Raw genomic sequence first — 16,036 nt, forward strand, 5'->3', positions numbered from 1 at the left:
TTAGAATATCACAACTTATGTCACATATATTAGAAGCTAAAATTCCACAAGGGCCTTTGGCTGAAAAGTGGACCAACTATAAGAGCCACCAAAAGCTGGTAAACCCGGCGAATAAGCGTAGATTGGATGTTATCGTTGTAGGAACAGGTCTTGCAGGAGCTTCAGCAGCTGCATCTCTTGCAGAAATGGGATTCAATGTTTATAACTTCTGTATTCAGGACTCTCCGCGTAGAGCACACTCCATTGCAGCGCAAGGTGGTATCAATGCGGCTAAGAACTACCAAAATGATGGAGACTCTGTATATCGTCTCTTCTATGACACCATCAAGGGTGGCGACTACCGTGCAAGAGAAGCAAATGTTTATCGTTTGGCAGAAGTATCCAACTCTATTATAGACCAATGTGTTGCTCAAGGTGTTCCATTTGCACGTGAATACGGTGGCCTCCTTGATAACCGGTCATTTGGTGGGGCGCAAGTATCACGGACATTCTATGCTCGTGGACAGACTGGTCAGCAGCTGTTGCTTGGAGCATACTCTGCTCTCTCTCGCATGGTCGGCTTGGGTAAAGTTAAGCTCTTTACTCGCTACGAAATGTTGGATGTTGTTATTATAGAAGGTAGAGCTCGTGGTATCATTGCTCGTAATCTTGTAACAGGTAAGATTGAGAAATTTGCGGCTCATGCCGTAGTAATTGGTACAGGAGGATATGGTAACGCATTCTTCCTTTCTACCAATGCGATGGCAAGTAACGGATCGGCCGCTTGGCAGTGTTATAAGAAAGGAGCATTCTTCGGAAATCCTTGTATGGCTCAGATTCACCCTACTTGTATTCCTGTTCATGGAGATTTCCAAAGTAAGCTGACCTTGATGTCTGAATCTCTTCGTAATGATGGACGTATCTGGGTACCAAAGAAAATAGAGGATGCGAAAGCGATACGTGAAGGTAAGCTCAAACCAACACAAATAAAAGAAGAAGATCGAGACTACTACTTGGAACGCAGATACCCTGCATTCGGTAACCTTGTTCCTCGTGACGTTGCTTCTCGTGCAGCGAAAGAACGTTGTGATGCAGGCTTTGGCGTAGGGACTACCGGACTTGCCGTTTATCTTGACTTTGCTGATGCGATCAATAGAATGGGCAAGAATGTCGTAGAGCAAAAGTATGGTAACCTCTTCCAGATGTATGAAAAGATCGTGGATGACAACCCATACGAGACGCCTATGATGATCTTCCCGGCAATTCACTATACCATGGGAGGTCTCTGGGTGGATTATGAGTTGATGACAACCGTACCGGGACTGTTTGCAATCGGGGAAGCGAACTTCTCAGACCACGGAGCCAATCGTCTTGGAGCTTCTGCTCTTATGCAAGGTTTGGCGGACGGTTACTTCGTTCTTCCTTATACTATACAGAACTATCTTTCGGATCAAATACAAGTTCCTCGCTTCTCTACAGATCTTCCAGAGTTTGCAGAAGCAGAACGCCAGATTAAGGAGCGTATCAATAAGTTGATGAACATCAAGGGTAAACGTTCTGTAGACAATCTACACAAGGAACTTGGACACATCATGTGGGAATATGTAGGCATGGGACGTGAAGCAGAAGGACTTAAAACAGCCATCACCAAGCTAAAAGAGCTGAAGAAAGAGTTCTGGTCCAACGTACGCATACCTGGAGAAGCCGAAGATTTCAATGTTGAGCTTGAAAAAGCTCTAAGACTTGCCGACTTTATAGAGATAGGCGAGCTTATGGCACATGATGCTTTGGATCGTGAGGAGTCTTGTGGTGGGCACTTCCGTTTGGAACACCAGACAGAAGAAGGAGAGGCTCTCCGCCATGACGATCAGTTCTCTTACGTTTCTTGTTGGGAATATAAAGGAGAAAATGCAGATCCTGTAATGCACAAAGAGGTTCTGGATTACGAGTTCATTGTACGTCAACAACGTAATTACAAGAGCTAACCCACGGCATTATTCTAACCCTTTTAACTATTTATGAACAATGGATAAGAACATCAATATAAAAGTAAAAGTTTGGAGACAGAAGAATGCCAAGACCAAAGGGTATTTCGAAACTGTCGAACTTAAAAATATCTCCCAAGGAAGTTCATTCTTGGAGATGTTGGATATACTCAACGAAAAGCTTATCAGCGAAGGACAAACCCCGGTAGCTTTTGATCATGACTGCCGCGAAGGTATCTGCGGTATGTGTTCTCTATATATCAATGGTCATCCACATGGACCCGATTCTGAGATTACCACTTGCCAGCTTCACATGCGTAAGTTTGAAGAAGGAGACACTATCACCATTGAGCCTTGGCGCTCTGCAGGTTTCCCGGTCATTAGAGACCTTACTGTGGATCGTACTGCATTTGATAAGATTATGCAAGCTGGAGGTTTCGTATCGGTCAATACAGGAGGTATTCCTGATGCCAACTGCATTCCTATCCCTAAGAAGAATGCCGACTTGGCTATGGACGCTGCTTCTTGCATCGGTTGCGGTGCTTGCGTTGCTGCGTGTAAGAATGGTTCTGCCATGCTGTTTGTCTCTGCCAAGGTAAGCCAGTTTGCGCTCCTGCCTCAAGGTAAGGTGGAAGCCAACAGACGTGCAAAAGCGATGGTAGCAAAAATGGATGAACTTGGATTTGGTAATTGTACCAATACTCGTGCATGCGAAATGGAGTGTCCGAAGAACGTATCCATCAGCAATATTGCTCGTCTTAACAGAGAGTTTATCAAGGCAAAGTTTAAGGACTGATACCATATACATATATACGAGAAAGCACGATCCCTCAAGGTCGTGCTTTTTTGTATATAGTAGAATTATTCATATCTTTGCCCGTGTTGAGAGTGATAAAACTTATTGTATCACAAAAAAACAATTAGGATTATGAACAAAAATCTTTTCTATTTAATCATAGCTGTCTTGACACTGTTTGTAGGCTCTCAGACCGTATCTGCACAAGAGACTAAAAGAGCCATCATAGAAGCTCCGTCGCCTACTCACGACTTTGGTAAGATCAAAGAGAAAGATGGCAACGTCAAGCACGATTTTGTCATTATCAATAAGGGAACGGCTCCTTTGGTCATAACCAAGGTGATGTCCTCTTGCGGATGCACTACTCCCAAGTATAGTCAGGAGCCGATAGCTCCGGGCAAGAGCAGTGTCATTACGGTTGTTTATGACCCTACCAATCGTGTCTATCCGTTCGTAAAGACAGTCTCTGTTTATAGTAATGGTAAAGACGGTGCTCCTCTTATACTTACAATAAAAGGGGTGGTAGAATAGAATCAGAAGGATAGAGGAACCTCTCTGTCCGTAAGTGTAATAACAAACGGCATACACTCTAATATACGCAGTTATCTTAGGTGTATGCTTTTCTCATTTATATGCAACAGACTTCACCGACACAGCCCTCTCCCCGTCCTATTCAGTTTGCGCTCAAACAAGGGTTGATCTTAGGGCTTTACATGATTTTGAATCTCTCGTGGGTTCTTCTCAACCGGAACATTATCTCCGTGGTTTTCATGGTACTGATGTTTCTCTTTTACCCTGTGCTTATTTACCTGTTGGTTTGCAAGTATAGGGACACAGAGCTTCAGGGCAGTATCAGCTTCTCGCGTGCAGCTCGTTATACCATTCTGCTTGTCTTCTTTGCCACCATTATATATGCGGGGGGGCAGATGGTTATCTATCGCATCTTATTCCAGGACGACACGTTCATACGCTCATTGGAGGCGGCATACGACTCATTCGGTCAGCTTGCGGAGCAGACAAAGTCCGGGCAGGACAGGGAACGCATAGAGGCACTGCTCGAAAGCATCCGGAGCATAACGCCGTTCCGTCTGATGCTGGCGATGTGCAACTGGTCTCTCTTCTTCGGTCTCATATTCAGTGTCGTGGTAGGCTTGCTTGCCAGGAAGAACAAATAATATGGTCATGCAACAGAACATAGACATCTCCATTGTCATTCCTCTTTACAACGAGGAGGAGTCTCTGCCGGAGCTTTACTCCTGGATTGTTGAAGTGATGCAACGAGAAGGGCTCACCTACGAAATCATTTTCATAGACGATGGCAGCAAGGACGGATCGTGGGAGTGCATCAAGAACCTGCGCCGGAAGTCGGACTGTGTCAGGGGCATCAGGTTCACCACGAACTACGGCAAGTCCCCGGCTCTTCACCATGGCTTCGAGCTTGCGCAGGGCAGGGTTGTCATCACGATGGACGCCGATCTTCAAGACTCTCCCGATGAGATTCCGGAGCTTTACAGGATGATCACGCAAGAGGGCTACGATCTCGTTTCGGGCTGGAAGAAGAAACGCTACGATCCGCTCACCAAGACGATGCCGACCAAGCTCTTCAACGCCACGGTGAGAGCGGTATCGGGGATAAAGCTGCACGACTTCAACTGCGGCCTCAAGGCATACAAAAACGAAGTGGTAAAGAGCCTTGAAGTCTACAACGACATGCACCGTTTCCTCCCCTACATGGCAAAGCAGGCGGGGTTCGGCAAGATAGGAGAAAAGGTTGTCGTGCATCGGGCCAGGAAGTATGGCAGTACGAAGTTTGGGCTCAATCGCTTCGTCAACGGCTACCTGGATCTGATGGTTCTTTGGTTCATCGGCCGTTTCGGCAAGAAGCCCATGCACTTCTTCGGGTTGCTTGGCAGCCTGATGTTCTTCATCAGCTTCATTGCGCTCTGCGTGGTGGGGGCGGACAAGCTCATCGCCATTCTGAACCACACCTCTGCGCCCTTGGTTACCTCCCGTCCCTACTTTTACCTTGCGCTTACGGGGATTATCCTTGGCGTTCAGCTCTTCCTCACCGGATTTTTGGGCGAACTTCTGTGCCGCACCTCCCCCGGACGCAACCATCACAACATACGAGAAACCCTCTAACCACCCCACACTCTCATGAGACGCACCCTGCTTCTTCTTCGGCTCCTTGCCATGGCGTTCTTGCCGCTGCTCATCTCTTGCGGCAAGCGGAAAGCGCCCTACATCACCATGAACGGCACGGCATTCCACACCACCTACCGCATCATCTACCGGAGCGAGGAAGATCTGATGGAAGAGATACAGGCCACCATGAAATCTTTCGGGGAAAGCCTGAACAACTTCGACTCTCTCAGCCTCATTTCCAGGGTCAATCGGAACGAAACCCATCTCGCAGACAGCCTTCTTGCGCGCGTCATCCTCACAGCCCAAGCCGTATCCCGAGCCACGGGCGGAGTGTACGACATCACCGGCTCGCCCTACTTTGAGGCATGGGGATTCGGCACCAAAGGAAAAATACGACACGCCCCGACTCCCGAGCAGCTCGACAGCCTCCGACAATACGTCGGCTACGACAAGATCTCCATTCGGGAGGACTCCATTGTCCACAAAGCAGATCCGCGCGTCACCGTCCACGCCGTCTCCCTCTCCAAGGGCTACCTTTCCGACCTCATCGGGCACACGCTCGAACGCCACGGTGTCTCGGACTACATGGTCGAGTTCGGAGGCGAGCTGGTCTGCCGCGGACAAAATGCACAAGGCAGCTGCTGGCGAGTAGGCATCAACCGCCCCGTCGAAGACTCCACGAGCACCATACAGGAGATCCGGTACATCCTCTCCATTTGCGACAGAGGCGCACTCGCCACCTCCGGCGACTATCGCAACTTCACCTTCGTGGACGGCAAAAAAGTAGCCCACACCATAGACGCCGGCACCGGAATGCCGGCCAACCAAAACATCCTGAGCGCCACCGTCAAAGCCCCCACCTGCATAGAAGCAGATGCTTGGGCGACAGCCTTCATGGGCTTGGGTCTTCAAAGAGCCATCGAAGTGCTCCGAGACCAACCCCGGCTCGAAGTCCTCTTCATCTACGTGGACGAAGAAAACAAAATCTCCACCTACACAAAAGGACTCTCCCCCGTAGAAGCCCCATAACCTCCGGGACGAAAAGGAAAATCTGATCCGCAGGCAACGAAATTTCTGTACGTACACAAATATTTTTTTGTACGTACAGAAATTTTTTTCGTACGTACAGAAATTTTTTTTCGTGCGCACAGAAATTTTTTTTCGTGCGCACGTAAATTTTTTTTCGTGCGCACAGAATTTTTTTTTCATGCGCACAGAAATTTTTTTTCGTGCGCACGTAAATTTTTTTTCGTGCGCACAGAAATTTTTTTTCGTGCGCACAGAATTTTTTTTTCGTGCGCACAGAATTTTTTTTTCGTGCGCACAGAAATTTTTTTTCGTGCGCACAGAAATTTTTTTTCGTACGTACAGAAATTTTTTTTCGTGCGCACAGAAATTTTTTTTCGTGCGCACAGAAATTTTTTTTCGTGCGCACAGAAATTTTTTTTCGTGCGCACAGAATTTTTTTTCGTGCGCACAGAAATTTTTTTTCGTGCGCACGTAAATTTTTTTCCTTACCTATAAAAATGCCCTTTCTTTCGGACAAAAATTCTCTTTCTTTCGGACAAAAATTTCTTTTTATACGTATAAAAATTATTTTTTGTTCTGACGAAAAAATTTTTCTGTTCGGATGAAAACTTATTTTCTACAGCATAAAAATAAACTCTAAAACGCACAAAAACTTCTTTTCATAAGCATGAAAATATTTTTTTATGCCTATGTAAATATATTTTTTATGCTAAAGAAAATACTTTTTGTACCCACAAAAATTTTCTTTCATGCCTACACAATTTTTTTTCTATGCCCATGAAAATTTTTTTCTATGCCCATGAAAAATTTTTTCTATGCCCATGAAAATTTTTTTTCTTGGCCACGAAAATTTTTTTTCTTGGCCACGAAAATTTTTTTTCTTGGCCACAAAACTTTTTTTTCTTGGCCACAAAAATTTTTTTTCTTGGCCACAAAAATTTTTTTTCTTGGCCACAAAACTTTTTTTTCTTGGCCACAAAACTTTTTTTTCTTGGCCACAAAAATTTTTTTTCTTGGCCACAAAACTTTTTTTTCTTGGCCACAAAAATTTTTTTTCTTGGCCACGAAAATTTAGTACCTTCCGCAAGGAGGTGTCATGCTTCCCGCAGACAGCCAAACGGCAGTGTATTAAAGCGGATCTCGGAGTGGGCGACTTTTTAAGGTCAAAAAGCAGGAAAAACATCCCTGAACGGCTTGTTGCGGCACAGGAACGGGTGGGGAGAAAACGAAAAGTTCCCGGCGCCAACGGATGCGGCACCGGGAACTTTTTGTTCCGGAAAGGAGTCGGAATCAGAGCGTTAGAACATCGGCAACTGATAGACGAACCCGACGGAAACCCTGTGTCTGAAAGGATCGGACTTCGCCTCGAACTTCCGCTCGGAGGTTCTGCCGACATAGGTGGCAAAGAAACGGAGATTGTTGTCCCGGTTCGGGTAAAACTCCACGCCGCCGAGGATGCCCATGGAAATGCGCCAGTCGCCCGCCTCGCGATTGTCCTTGATCTCGCCCTGACCTTCGTACATACCTTTTGCGAAGATGTTCCAGCGGTCGGTCAGGCGGTAGTGCAGCTTGAGGATGTAGGAGAGGTTGTGCTCGTTCTCTCTGATGGGAACGAAGCGTTTTCTGTTGAGCCCCTCGAAGGAGTACATCAGGTCGAAATACCCTCCGAAGTTGCCCACGGAAAACTCGTGCCCAAGCGCCACGACGTAGGCGTTATGTCTTTCTGTCTGAGGCGAGTAGGAGACGCTGTAACGGGTCTTGAAGTGTCGGCCGAAGGCTCCGTTCCAGTTCAGAGAGTAGATGAACGGGAACATAGCTTCCTCCACTCCCATGGCACGGGCCTGCGGATAGTTGCTCTCGAACGAATGGATGCGCGAGTTCACCGCCTGGAGCTGAAACTGATGGTTCGGTGTGAGGCTGTACGCCACTTTCGCCCCCGTGAGAAAGGCAGGAAGGTATTCCAACATATCGGCATACTCGTAGACCTCTATCGGGTTCAGGTCGTACTCTATCCCTCCGTATGCCACGGCTTGTCTTCCCAGGAAGAGGGACCATCTGTCCGATAGTGCCAGACCGATCCCGGCGACGTCGACCGAAGCCGAAAGGTTGTCTATGGTATTGGTGCCGTCGTTGTGGCGGTTGAGTCTCTGTCTCCAGTGGTAAGAGAGCCACGGATTGATCTGTCCTTTGGCTTCTATCCGCAGCTGGCGTACCTCGAAAGCGGCTTTCGGAATTTCCTCCCCCGCCTGTGTCCTGCTCAGGGCTGCCTGTGTGTTGAGGAACAGCTTGAACTTGTCCTGCCTCGACTTTACCAGATGAATCTGCTCAGCCAGCGACTCCTCCGATGCTGCCAAGACTCTCTCCTGCTGCGCATGAGCCGTGCCGCAGAAAAGAGACGCAACCAAAAGAAGGGCTGAGGTGGCTGTCATAATTGTTTTCATAGAATGTGTATTAAGAGTTGTTTAGTTATTTTCAGCGGAAACAAAGGTAAGAAATTAAAGGAGATTCCATCTCATCCGACACTTTTTCTTCTCTATTCATCTGCGAGAGCCGAAGCCATCCGTTGTGTAGGCAGAGAGAATTTTATACCTTTGTATGCCGGTGAATGAGAGCATAATAATCTTATCATAGCTTTAGAGATGAGGGACAAACAACAGAAACACAAATCCGGATTCATACACGCACGGATCATAAGTATTATAAGCATATCTCTTGTACTCTTCCTACTCGGAATCATATCCATGTTCGTCCTCGTGGGCTATGGCCTCAAGGATCACGTCCGGGAGAGCGTCTCGTTTACGATAGAGCTGAAGTCCGATGCCTCCGAAAGTGAGGCTGCCCGGATGATAAAAGACCTGGAGAGCAAGGCTTATGTGAAAGAGGTGGCTTACATATCCAAGGAGGATGCGCTGAAAGAGCTGACCGAAGAGCTGGGAGAGTCGCCCGAAGAGTTTTTGGGCTGGAACCCCCTCAACGCGTTTCTGGAGGTGAAAGTGAAAGGAGACTATGTTGCCAACGCGGATAGCCTCGCCGTGGTCGAAGCCGGCATCCGGAGCTATGCCCCTATGGAAAGATTGAGCTACAAAAAAGATCTGCTCGAGAAGGTCAACAGCAACATCAAGACAGCAAGCTACATTGTCTTCGGCTTTGCAATAGTGCTGCTTGCCATCTCGTTCTTTCTGATAAGCAATACGCTTCGCCTGGTGATATACTCGCGCCGATTCAGTATATATACAATGAAGTTGGTGGGTGCCACTCCCGGCTTTATCCGAAGGCCTTTCATCAGATACAACATCGTAAGTGCGCTCATAGCCTCCTCAATAGCTGTAGCCGGGCTTGGCTGGCTCTGGTTTTATGCCACCAAACAGTTCCCGGTACTCTCCTCCATCCTCTCCGCTACCAATGGCGCAATAGTTATCGGTACGGTCTTTGGATTTGGTCTTATTATCGCTCTTATCTCATCTTTCTTTGCAGTCAATAAATACCTCCGTATGGACGTAAACAGGCTGTACAAGATATAAGAGCAGATTTCCACATACATATTTTCTTTTTTGCTTTATAATGAGTTCATGAATATGGATCAGAAAAAATATCGCCCCTTTCTATACGGAAAGACAAACCTCATCATCCTTGTCGTATCTCTTCTATTAGTGGTTTTAGGATACATCCTTATGGCAGGAGGAGACTCTCCCGATGGCGTGTCTTTCAATCCGGAAGTGTTCAGCACGACACGTATACGCATAGCTCCCATGCTCTGTACAGTAGGATACATAGGCATACTTGCCGCTATTCTATACAAGGGAAAGCATGAGTAGAATAGAGGCTTTCATTCTTGCGATCATAGAAGGAATCACAGAGTTTCTTCCCGTTTCCAGCACCGGGCACATGGTAGTGGCTCAAGGGCTGATGGGAATGGAAAGCACTGCTTATGTCCGTGCTTTTACAGTCATGATACAGCTGGGAGCAATACTCTCCGTAGTGGTGCTCTATCGGGAAAGATTCTTTCAGATATCTCCGGCCAATAAAGCCCGAACATCTTCTGCATGGCTTGCATCGGTCGGGCACTTCTACCTCAAGTTATTGGTAGGCATCATTCCCGCAGCAGTGCTGGGATTTCTATTCAACGACTGGGTGGATAAGATGCTGGGCAGTATAATGGTAGTCATTGCCAACCTCTTTATCGGAGGTGTTGCAATGCTGTTCATAGACAGAATCTCTTTCCGAAAAAGCGGAGAAGAAGTGTCGTACAAGCAAGCCTTCCTGGTTGGTCTGTGGCAGTGCATAGCTATCTTTCTTCCGGGCATCTCACGTTCGATGGCAACGATAGTAGGCGGACTTTTCTCAGGTCTCACTAAAAAAAGTGCGGCAGAGTTTAGCTTCTTTCTTGCCGTCCCGACCATGTTTGGTGCTACCCTGCTCCAAGCCTACAAGCTACACAAAGAGTTCGGGATGCAGGTGTTTGTAGATAATGCCGATACACTTATCATAGGCAATGTGGTCAGCTTCATAGTTGCGATGCTGGCGATCAAGTTTTTTGTCAGCTACATCAGCAGAAAAGGCTTTGCGGCATTCGGAGTCTATCGGATTCTATTTGCCTCCGTTGTGGGAGTGTTGGTATATTTGGGAATCACTTTCATGATTTGACAGGATGCAGGAAAGCGTTATAGAATATTTTAAAGCAGGTAGAATCTTAGCCATAGATAAGCCTTTGAAATGGACCTCCTTTGATGTTGTGAACAAATGCCGTTGGATGTTGTGCAAAACACTTGGCATAAAAAAACTCAAAGTAGGTCATGCCGGGACTTTAGACCCTTTGGCTTCGGGTGTGGTAGTCCTCTGCATAGGAAAGAGCACAAAAGATATAGAGAAGATCCAGCTTCAAAAGAAAGTCTATCGGGCTACCATAAAATTTGGAGAGACGACCCCTAGCTTCGACTTAGAATCCGAAGTGGATAATACCTACCCGTGGGAGCATATCTCTCGAAAGTCAATAGAGGATGTATTACCCCGGTTCATAGGATCCATCAAGCAGATACCTCCCATATTCAGTGCCTGTAAAATAGAAGGGAAAAGAGCCTACGAACTGGCAAGAAAAGGGAAAGAGGTAGAGCTTGAGCCAAAGCAAATCGAAATCTACGACATATCTGTTCTTGGATTTAATCCTCCCTACCTGAGTCTGGAGATCAGCTGTGGAAAAGGGACATACATACGCTCTCTGGCAAGGGATTTGGGCACAGCATTGGATAGTGGAGCGCATCTGACCGAATTGGCACGCCTATCCGTAGGAGAATATACGCTTGACAATGCGATAAAAATAGAAGAGTTTAGTAACTACATTGAGAATACAATAAAAAATATACAGCAATGAAATTATCCCAGTTTGTAATCAATATTCCGAATGAATTTATTGCACAATATCCGGCTCGCTTCAGGGACGAGTCTCGATTGATGGTAGTGCATAAGGATAGCGGAGAGATAGAGCACAAAACGTTCAAGGATCTTATCGAGTACTTCGGCAAGAATGATGTTTTTGTCATGAACAATACGAAAGTTTTCCCGGCTCGTCTCATTGGCAGTAAGGATAAAACAAAGGCTCTGATCAAAGTTTTTCTTCTGAGAGAACTGAAAGAAGAGTTGCTCTTATGGGATGTACAGGTAGATCCTGCCCGAAAGATAAGGATAGGAAATAAACTTTACTTCGGGGAGAATGAAGATCTTGTAGCCGAAGTGATAGACAATACTACCTCAAGAGGACGTACATTGCGCTTCCTTTTTGACGGGACACACGATGAATTTAAGGAAATCCTGTTTAGCTTGGGTAAAACTCCACTACCGGAATACATAGACAGAGAACCGGAAGAAGATGATGAGGAGAGATACCAAACGATAGTAGCAACAGAAGAAGGAGCTGTCGTGGCTCCTGCTGCAGGACTTCACTTTAGTAGAGAGCTTATGAAGCGCTTGGAAATTCAAGATTGCCACTTTGCATACCTTACTCTTCACAGCGGTTTGTGTGCTTATGAAGATATAGATGTGGACGATCTCACCAAATATAAAATGGGGTCGGAGCAAATGTCTGTTACTTCTTCATGTACCTCTGTCGTAAATAAATGCAAAGAAAAAGGAGGTAGAGTCATTTCCGTAGGTACAAGCACACTGAAAGCTTTGGAAACTTGTGTCAGCACGGATGGCTTTATAAAGGAGTTTGAAGGCTGGACCAGCAGATTTATCTTCCCTCCTTACGACTTCAACATGGCTGATGCTCTTATCACAAACTTCCATATGTCCCAATCTTCATTGCTTATGATGACTGCGGCTTTCGGTGGATACGATACCATCATGAATGCCTACAAGGTTGCCATAGAGGAGAAATATAAGTTTGGTGCTTATGGCGACGCCATGCTCATATTGTAATTAAGACCCGAACAAGATGCTCTGTCCTTTGTCTCCTTATAGATCTTGTTATTTGGCTCTCGGCTCCAATATTGGGGAGCGAGAGACTAATCTTAAAGAGGCTATTGCTCTCATTGGTGAGCGCATTGGAGAAGTCAAGCAGATTTCTTCTTTTATAGAGACGCAACCGATGGGATTCTCTTCCGAACACCTCTTTCTCAATGCAGCCATAGAAGTGCTTACCCCATTATCTCCTGAAGAGATACTGAAAAAGGCAAAAGAGATAGAGAAGGAGATGGGACGCAAAGAAAAATCGGGTCAGACCTATGAAGACAGACCCATTGATATAGATATTATCCTTGTAGGAAAGACCAATATCAAGAGTCCTCTGCTTTCTATTCCGCATCCTGCCTTTAGAGAACGAGATTTTGTACTCATTCCTTTAGTAGAAATAGCTCCTGATGTCGTAGATCCGATTACGGGAAAAACTATAGAGGAACTATGGAACAGATTTCGTGCACTTAACGCTTAACATCACGTCTAATGGGAAGATGGCTTGCTCTTGATATCGGAAAGAAGAGAACCGGAATAGCCGTGACGGATATTCTGAAGCTCATCCCCAATGGATTGGGATATGTGGAGACCAATCAACTTCTCCCCTTTCTCCAGAATTACACAAGCAAAGAGAGTGTCGAGAAGATTATCATAGGTTATCCGAAACAGGCGGATGGATCGGACTCTGAGAGTATGAGATATATACAACCGCTTGTAGGGAAAATAAAAAAAGCTTTCCCGTCTATCCCTATAGACTGGGCAGATGAACGTTATACCACGACCATTGCTCAAAGAAGTATGATAGAGGGAGGTATAAAGAAGATGAAACGGAGAGAGAAAGGTCTTGCAGACGAGATTGCTGCCGTGATCATACTGCGAGATTACATGGAAGCCAACCTATCTCCGACAATACACAATTAAAAGATAGACTATATAGCTTAAATACAGATAGAAACACAATGATATTACCTATTTACCTCTACGGAACAGATGTACTACGCCGGGAGACGGCTCCCATAGAAGAGATAAACGATAGCATAAAGAAGTTGATCGATGATATGTTTGAAACAATGTATCATGCAGATGGAATAGGTCTTGCTGCCCCACAAATAGGAAAAAGCTTAAAGCTTCTTGTCATAGATGCAGACCCTTTAGGGGAAGATTATCCCGAATGCAAAAGTTTCAAGAGAGTCATTATCAATCCCGAAATATTGGAAAGCAACGAAACTACAGTCTCTCTACCTGAAGGATGCCTCAGTATTCCGGGTATTTCCGAGAATGTTGTACGCCCTACTCAAGTCAAAATTCGCTATCGCGATGAGAATTTTGAAGAAAAAACGGAAACATTGAACGATTTTGCTGCACGTGTTTTCCAACACGAACATGATCATATCACCCAGACACTCTTTACTGACAGAGTATCTCCTCTTAGAAAACAACTGATTAAAAATAAGCTTCTGAAGATATCCAAAGGTATTGTAAACTGCCACTATCGTACCGTGAACAAGTAGAACCAAATCTCCATAAGAGGTTGAATAGATAGAATATACCATGAAGAAAAAAGTCGGAATAGCCTTGCTACTCTGTATTGTAGCAACACTCTTTGCTCAAGCTCAAGTTGATACGAACAAAGCCTTATCTGTTGGTCGTAATGCTCTTCACTTCAAAGACTATCTTCTATCTATTCGCTACTTCTCTTCCGCCATATCCGCATCCCCTGAGAAAGCGGAGCCATACTTCTTTCGTGCACTCGCCAAACACTCTTTGGGAGACTATATCGGAGCAGAGATCGATTGCGACTCCTGTCTTCTTCGCAACCAGTTCATGTACAATGCCTATTTTTTGCGTGGTATCTCAAGACACGCTTTAGGTAAAGATTCTCTCGCTGCTCTGGATTATGAAAAAGTATTGTACAACAATCCCGATCATCAAGGTGCGTTACACAATTCGGCTTTGATTCATCTCACCAATAAGGAGTACGACGCTTTGGATAAAGATATTGCAAGACTTGAGCGGTTTTATCCCCAATATCTTCCTACTTACTTCATTCACAGTGGCTCGATGCTTGAAAGACAAGACACAACAACGGCAATCTCACTGTTGGAAAAGGTAAAATCTCTTGATGCTTTATCCTCCGAACCTTACAGGCTTTTATCCTCTATCTATTACAGCAAAAATAAGATCCCGGAAGCATTGAAAGAGCTGAACGGAGGTCTTGCCTTGAACAATAAAGACAAGAGGCTATACACACTTAGAGGAATTATCAACTACAAGATTCACAATATCCGAGAAGCACTCGAAGACTACACACAAGCCATATCCATAGACTCCGATGATCGTACGGCTCGATTCAATAGAGCTCAGCTCCGAATGAGGGTTGGCGATATGAATGCCGCTATTGAAGATTATGACGTTGTACTGGCTATCGAGCCTAAAGATCAGATTGCACGATTCAATAGAGGGCTTTTGAGAAAAGAGTTGGGAATATACAAAGGAGCCGTAAGCGACTTTGATGCGATTCTTAAAAGCTATCCCACATTCCTTCCTGCTCTTATGGCAAGAGCAGAGACACACAAATCTACGGGCAATGAGTCGGGATACAAGAAAGATATACGTGAGATTACAAGACTACAACAGCTTGCAGCAACCAATCGGGCTGCTCTCCCCTCTTCCCCTGCTCAAGATGAGGACGCTACTCGAAGCGAACAGGATCAGAATATAGAGAAGTTCAGAATGCTCATCCACAACTCTTCTTCTACAGATTTTACCAGTCTGTACAATGAAAACAATCGTGGAGAGCTTCAAGACAGAGAGGTTTCGTTGGATGCCGAACCGCTTCTCCGACTCTCTTTCTATGAGTTTTTACAAACAGATGCCATTCCTATCAGGATTAGAGACAAGGCAGTAGAACGAGCTCTTAGCAATCTCAATCCGGATATTACTCCTCAGATTGTGCTTTATACCCCGTCTCTTTCTCAAAGTATGATTGCAGAGCACTTGCAAAGAATAGACTCTCTTCAAAAGCAGAGCACACTCACAGCCAGAGATGCACTTGTTTTGGCGATAGACTTAGAGACGACCAAAGACTTTGACTCTGCAAATACCATCTACAACACTCGTTATAACGATACCAAAGATCCGCTCTGGCTGCTCTTGAGATCTACCGGGAACTACCTCTCGTACAGATCGGAGCAGACATCAGATCAGGCAACCAAACAGGAGAATAAAACCAAAGATTTTCTTGGAAAGAGTAGTTACAACAAGCTCGATGCCGCTCTAAAGACAGGGCAACACTCTCCACATCTTCAACAAGCGTTCAATGATTCCAAACAGCTCTTGACATTGTGGCAGGAAAGCCTTGTAGCCATGTATAACCATGGCACACTATTGTATCATGTAGGGCAATATCAGGAAGCGGTAAAAGTATTGACTCAGGTTTGTCGCAAAGATCCTACATTTGCCGCAGCCTTTTTCAATCTGGCATTGGCTCAATACGCGAGTGGAGACATCCTTTCCGGATCACAAAATATGAGTTTGGCCGGTTCAAAAGGTATCTCCAGAGCGTATGCTATTCTCAAACGAATGCAGTAGAAAATAGAAGATATTTTTGTCTTCTCCATATATGGCATAAAAAGAAATCGTACCGCTCGACTTC

17 protein-coding genes are annotated in these 16,036 nt (G+C 45.5%); 15 read left to right on the forward strand and 2 right to left on the reverse strand.

Going from position 1 to position 16,036, the window contains the following annotated elements:
* The first annotated feature begins 17 nt into the window (after positions 1 to 17).
* The 6 genes from HQ39_RS03270 (at position 18) to HQ39_RS03295 (ending at position 5,934) form a co-directional block, all read left to right on the forward strand.
* A complete protein-coding gene (locus tag HQ39_RS03270; RefSeq protein ID WP_036788875.1) occupies positions 18 to 1,964 on the forward strand; it encodes a fumarate reductase/succinate dehydrogenase flavoprotein subunit in 1,947 nt (648 codons plus the stop codon).
* A gap of 40 nt (positions 1,965 to 2,004) precedes the next feature.
* Complete coding sequence (locus HQ39_RS03275; protein ID WP_036788873.1) at positions 2,005 to 2,760, forward strand: succinate dehydrogenase/fumarate reductase iron-sulfur subunit; 756 nt, start codon at positions 2,005 to 2,007, stop codon at positions 2,758 to 2,760.
* Between the two features lie 132 nt (positions 2,761 to 2,892).
* Entirely contained in the window at positions 2,893 to 3,291 is a 399-nt protein-coding gene (locus HQ39_RS03280; RefSeq protein WP_036788871.1) for a DUF1573 domain-containing protein, read from the forward strand.
* Positions 3,292 to 3,392: 101 nt separating this feature from the next.
* Positions 3,393 to 3,935, forward strand: a complete 543-nt coding sequence (locus tag HQ39_RS03285) for a DUF4199 domain-containing protein (protein ID WP_036788869.1) — start codon at positions 3,393 to 3,395, stop codon at positions 3,933 to 3,935.
* Between the two features lie 19 nt (positions 3,936 to 3,954).
* Complete coding sequence (locus HQ39_RS03290; RefSeq protein WP_036789086.1) at positions 3,955 to 4,902, forward strand: glycosyltransferase family 2 protein; 948 nt, start codon at positions 3,955 to 3,957, stop codon at positions 4,900 to 4,902.
* A 15-nt stretch (positions 4,903 to 4,917) separates the two neighbouring features.
* Positions 4,918 to 5,934 carry an FAD:protein FMN transferase gene (locus HQ39_RS03295; protein ID WP_036863701.1) on the forward strand — a complete coding sequence of 339 codons (1,017 nt, stop codon included), beginning with the start codon at positions 4,918 to 4,920 and terminating at the stop codon, positions 5,932 to 5,934.
* Positions 5,935 to 6,703: 769 nt separating this feature from the next.
* Here HQ39_RS03295 and HQ39_RS03300 read toward each other — a convergent pair.
* A complete protein-coding gene (locus tag HQ39_RS03300) occupies positions 6,704 to 7,117 on the reverse strand; it encodes a hypothetical protein (protein ID WP_152565495.1) in 414 nt (137 codons plus the stop codon).
* A gap of 115 nt (positions 7,118 to 7,232) precedes the next feature.
* Positions 7,233 to 8,375, reverse strand: coding sequence for a porin (locus HQ39_RS03305; protein WP_036863708.1), 1,143 nt, complete (start codon positions 8,373 to 8,375; stop codon positions 7,233 to 7,235).
* A gap of 198 nt (positions 8,376 to 8,573) precedes the next feature.
* Between HQ39_RS03305 and HQ39_RS03310 the strand changes: the two genes are divergently transcribed.
* Genes HQ39_RS03310 through HQ39_RS03350 form a run of 9 tightly spaced genes read left to right on the forward strand, consistent with a single transcriptional unit; the run spans position 8,574 to position 15,972 of the window.
* The gene (locus tag HQ39_RS03310) at positions 8,574 to 9,455 is read left to right on the forward strand and encodes a cell division protein FtsX (protein WP_036863711.1); all 882 of its coding nucleotides are present in this window, start codon (positions 8,574 to 8,576) and stop codon (positions 9,453 to 9,455) included.
* Positions 9,456 to 9,509: 54 nt separating this feature from the next.
* A complete protein-coding gene (locus tag HQ39_RS03315) occupies positions 9,510 to 9,749 on the forward strand; it encodes a DUF3098 domain-containing protein (protein WP_036789084.1) in 240 nt (79 codons plus the stop codon).
* A complete protein-coding gene (gene uppP, locus HQ39_RS03320) occupies positions 9,742 to 10,578 on the forward strand; it encodes an undecaprenyl-diphosphatase UppP (protein WP_036863713.1) in 837 nt (278 codons plus the stop codon). Before HQ39_RS03315 ends, uppP begins: the two co-directional genes overlap by 8 nt.
* Before the next feature lie 4 nt (positions 10,579 to 10,582).
* The gene (gene truB / locus HQ39_RS03325; RefSeq protein ID WP_036863716.1) at positions 10,583 to 11,302 is read left to right on the forward strand and encodes a tRNA pseudouridine(55) synthase TruB; all 720 of its coding nucleotides are present in this window, start codon (positions 10,583 to 10,585) and stop codon (positions 11,300 to 11,302) included.
* Positions 11,299 to 12,348, forward strand: a complete 1,050-nt coding sequence (gene queA, locus HQ39_RS03330; RefSeq protein ID WP_036863718.1) for a tRNA preQ1(34) S-adenosylmethionine ribosyltransferase-isomerase QueA — start codon at positions 11,299 to 11,301, stop codon at positions 12,346 to 12,348. Before truB ends, queA begins: the two co-directional genes overlap by 4 nt.
* Positions 12,349 to 12,364: 16 nt before the next feature.
* Positions 12,365 to 12,859: a 2-amino-4-hydroxy-6-hydroxymethyldihydropteridine diphosphokinase gene (folK, locus tag HQ39_RS03335; protein ID WP_036863720.1), complete on the forward strand. Its 495-nt coding sequence runs from the start codon at positions 12,365 to 12,367 to the stop codon at positions 12,857 to 12,859.
* An 11-nt stretch (positions 12,860 to 12,870) separates the two neighbouring features.
* A complete protein-coding gene (gene ruvX / locus HQ39_RS03340; RefSeq protein WP_036863723.1) occupies positions 12,871 to 13,302 on the forward strand; it encodes a Holliday junction resolvase RuvX in 432 nt (143 codons plus the stop codon).
* Between the two features lie 38 nt (positions 13,303 to 13,340).
* Positions 13,341 to 13,892, forward strand: coding sequence for a peptide deformylase (gene def, locus HQ39_RS03345; protein WP_036863724.1), 552 nt, complete (start codon positions 13,341 to 13,343; stop codon positions 13,890 to 13,892).
* Between the two features lie 40 nt (positions 13,893 to 13,932).
* Positions 13,933 to 15,972, forward strand: a complete 2,040-nt coding sequence (locus tag HQ39_RS03350) for a tetratricopeptide repeat protein (RefSeq protein ID WP_036863727.1) — start codon at positions 13,933 to 13,935, stop codon at positions 15,970 to 15,972.
* The last annotated feature ends 64 nt before the right edge of the window (positions 15,973 to 16,036 follow it).

The sequence above is a fragment of the Porphyromonas sp. COT-108 OH2963 genome (assembly GCF_000768895.1).
GTDB classification, from domain to species: Bacteria; Bacteroidota; Bacteroidia; order Bacteroidales; family Porphyromonadaceae; genus Porphyromonas_A; species Porphyromonas_A canoris.

Excerpts from the sequence above, each read along its gene's own strand:
- HQ39_RS03270 (WP_036788875.1), top strand. The coding sequence starts at position 18 with ATGTCACATATATTAGAAGCTAAAATTCCACAAGGGCCTTTGGCTGAA.
- HQ39_RS03275 (WP_036788873.1), top strand. The coding sequence starts at position 2,005 with ATGGATAAGAACATCAATATAAAAGTAAAAGTTTGGAGACAGAAGAAT.
- HQ39_RS03280 (WP_036788871.1), top strand. The coding sequence starts at position 2,893 with ATGAACAAAAATCTTTTCTATTTAATCATAGCTGTCTTGACACTGTTT.
- HQ39_RS03285 (WP_036788869.1), top strand. The coding sequence starts at position 3,393 with ATGCAACAGACTTCACCGACACAGCCCTCTCCCCGTCCTATTCAGTTT.
- HQ39_RS03295 (WP_036863701.1), top strand. The coding sequence starts at position 4,918 with ATGAGACGCACCCTGCTTCTTCTTCGGCTCCTTGCCATGGCGTTCTTG.
- HQ39_RS03300 (WP_152565495.1), bottom strand. The coding sequence starts at position 7,117 with ATGTTTTTCCTGCTTTTTGACCTTAAAAAGTCGCCCACTCCGAGATCC.
- HQ39_RS03305 (WP_036863708.1), bottom strand. The coding sequence starts at position 8,375 with ATGAAAACAATTATGACAGCCACCTCAGCCCTTCTTTTGGTTGCGTCT.
- HQ39_RS03310 (WP_036863711.1), top strand. The coding sequence starts at position 8,574 with ATGAGGGACAAACAACAGAAACACAAATCCGGATTCATACACGCACGG.
- HQ39_RS03315 (WP_036789084.1), top strand. The coding sequence starts at position 9,510 with ATGGATCAGAAAAAATATCGCCCCTTTCTATACGGAAAGACAAACCTC.
- uppP (WP_036863713.1), top strand. The coding sequence starts at position 9,742 with ATGAGTAGAATAGAGGCTTTCATTCTTGCGATCATAGAAGGAATCACA.
- truB (WP_036863716.1), top strand. The coding sequence starts at position 10,583 with ATGCAGGAAAGCGTTATAGAATATTTTAAAGCAGGTAGAATCTTAGCC.
- queA (WP_036863718.1), top strand. The coding sequence starts at position 11,299 with ATGAAATTATCCCAGTTTGTAATCAATATTCCGAATGAATTTATTGCA.
- folK (WP_036863720.1), top strand. The coding sequence starts at position 12,365 with ATGCTCTGTCCTTTGTCTCCTTATAGATCTTGTTATTTGGCTCTCGGC.
- ruvX (WP_036863723.1), top strand. The coding sequence starts at position 12,871 with ATGGGAAGATGGCTTGCTCTTGATATCGGAAAGAAGAGAACCGGAATA.
- def (WP_036863724.1), top strand. The coding sequence starts at position 13,341 with ATGATATTACCTATTTACCTCTACGGAACAGATGTACTACGCCGGGAG.
- HQ39_RS03350 (WP_036863727.1), top strand. The coding sequence starts at position 13,933 with ATGAAGAAAAAAGTCGGAATAGCCTTGCTACTCTGTATTGTAGCAACA.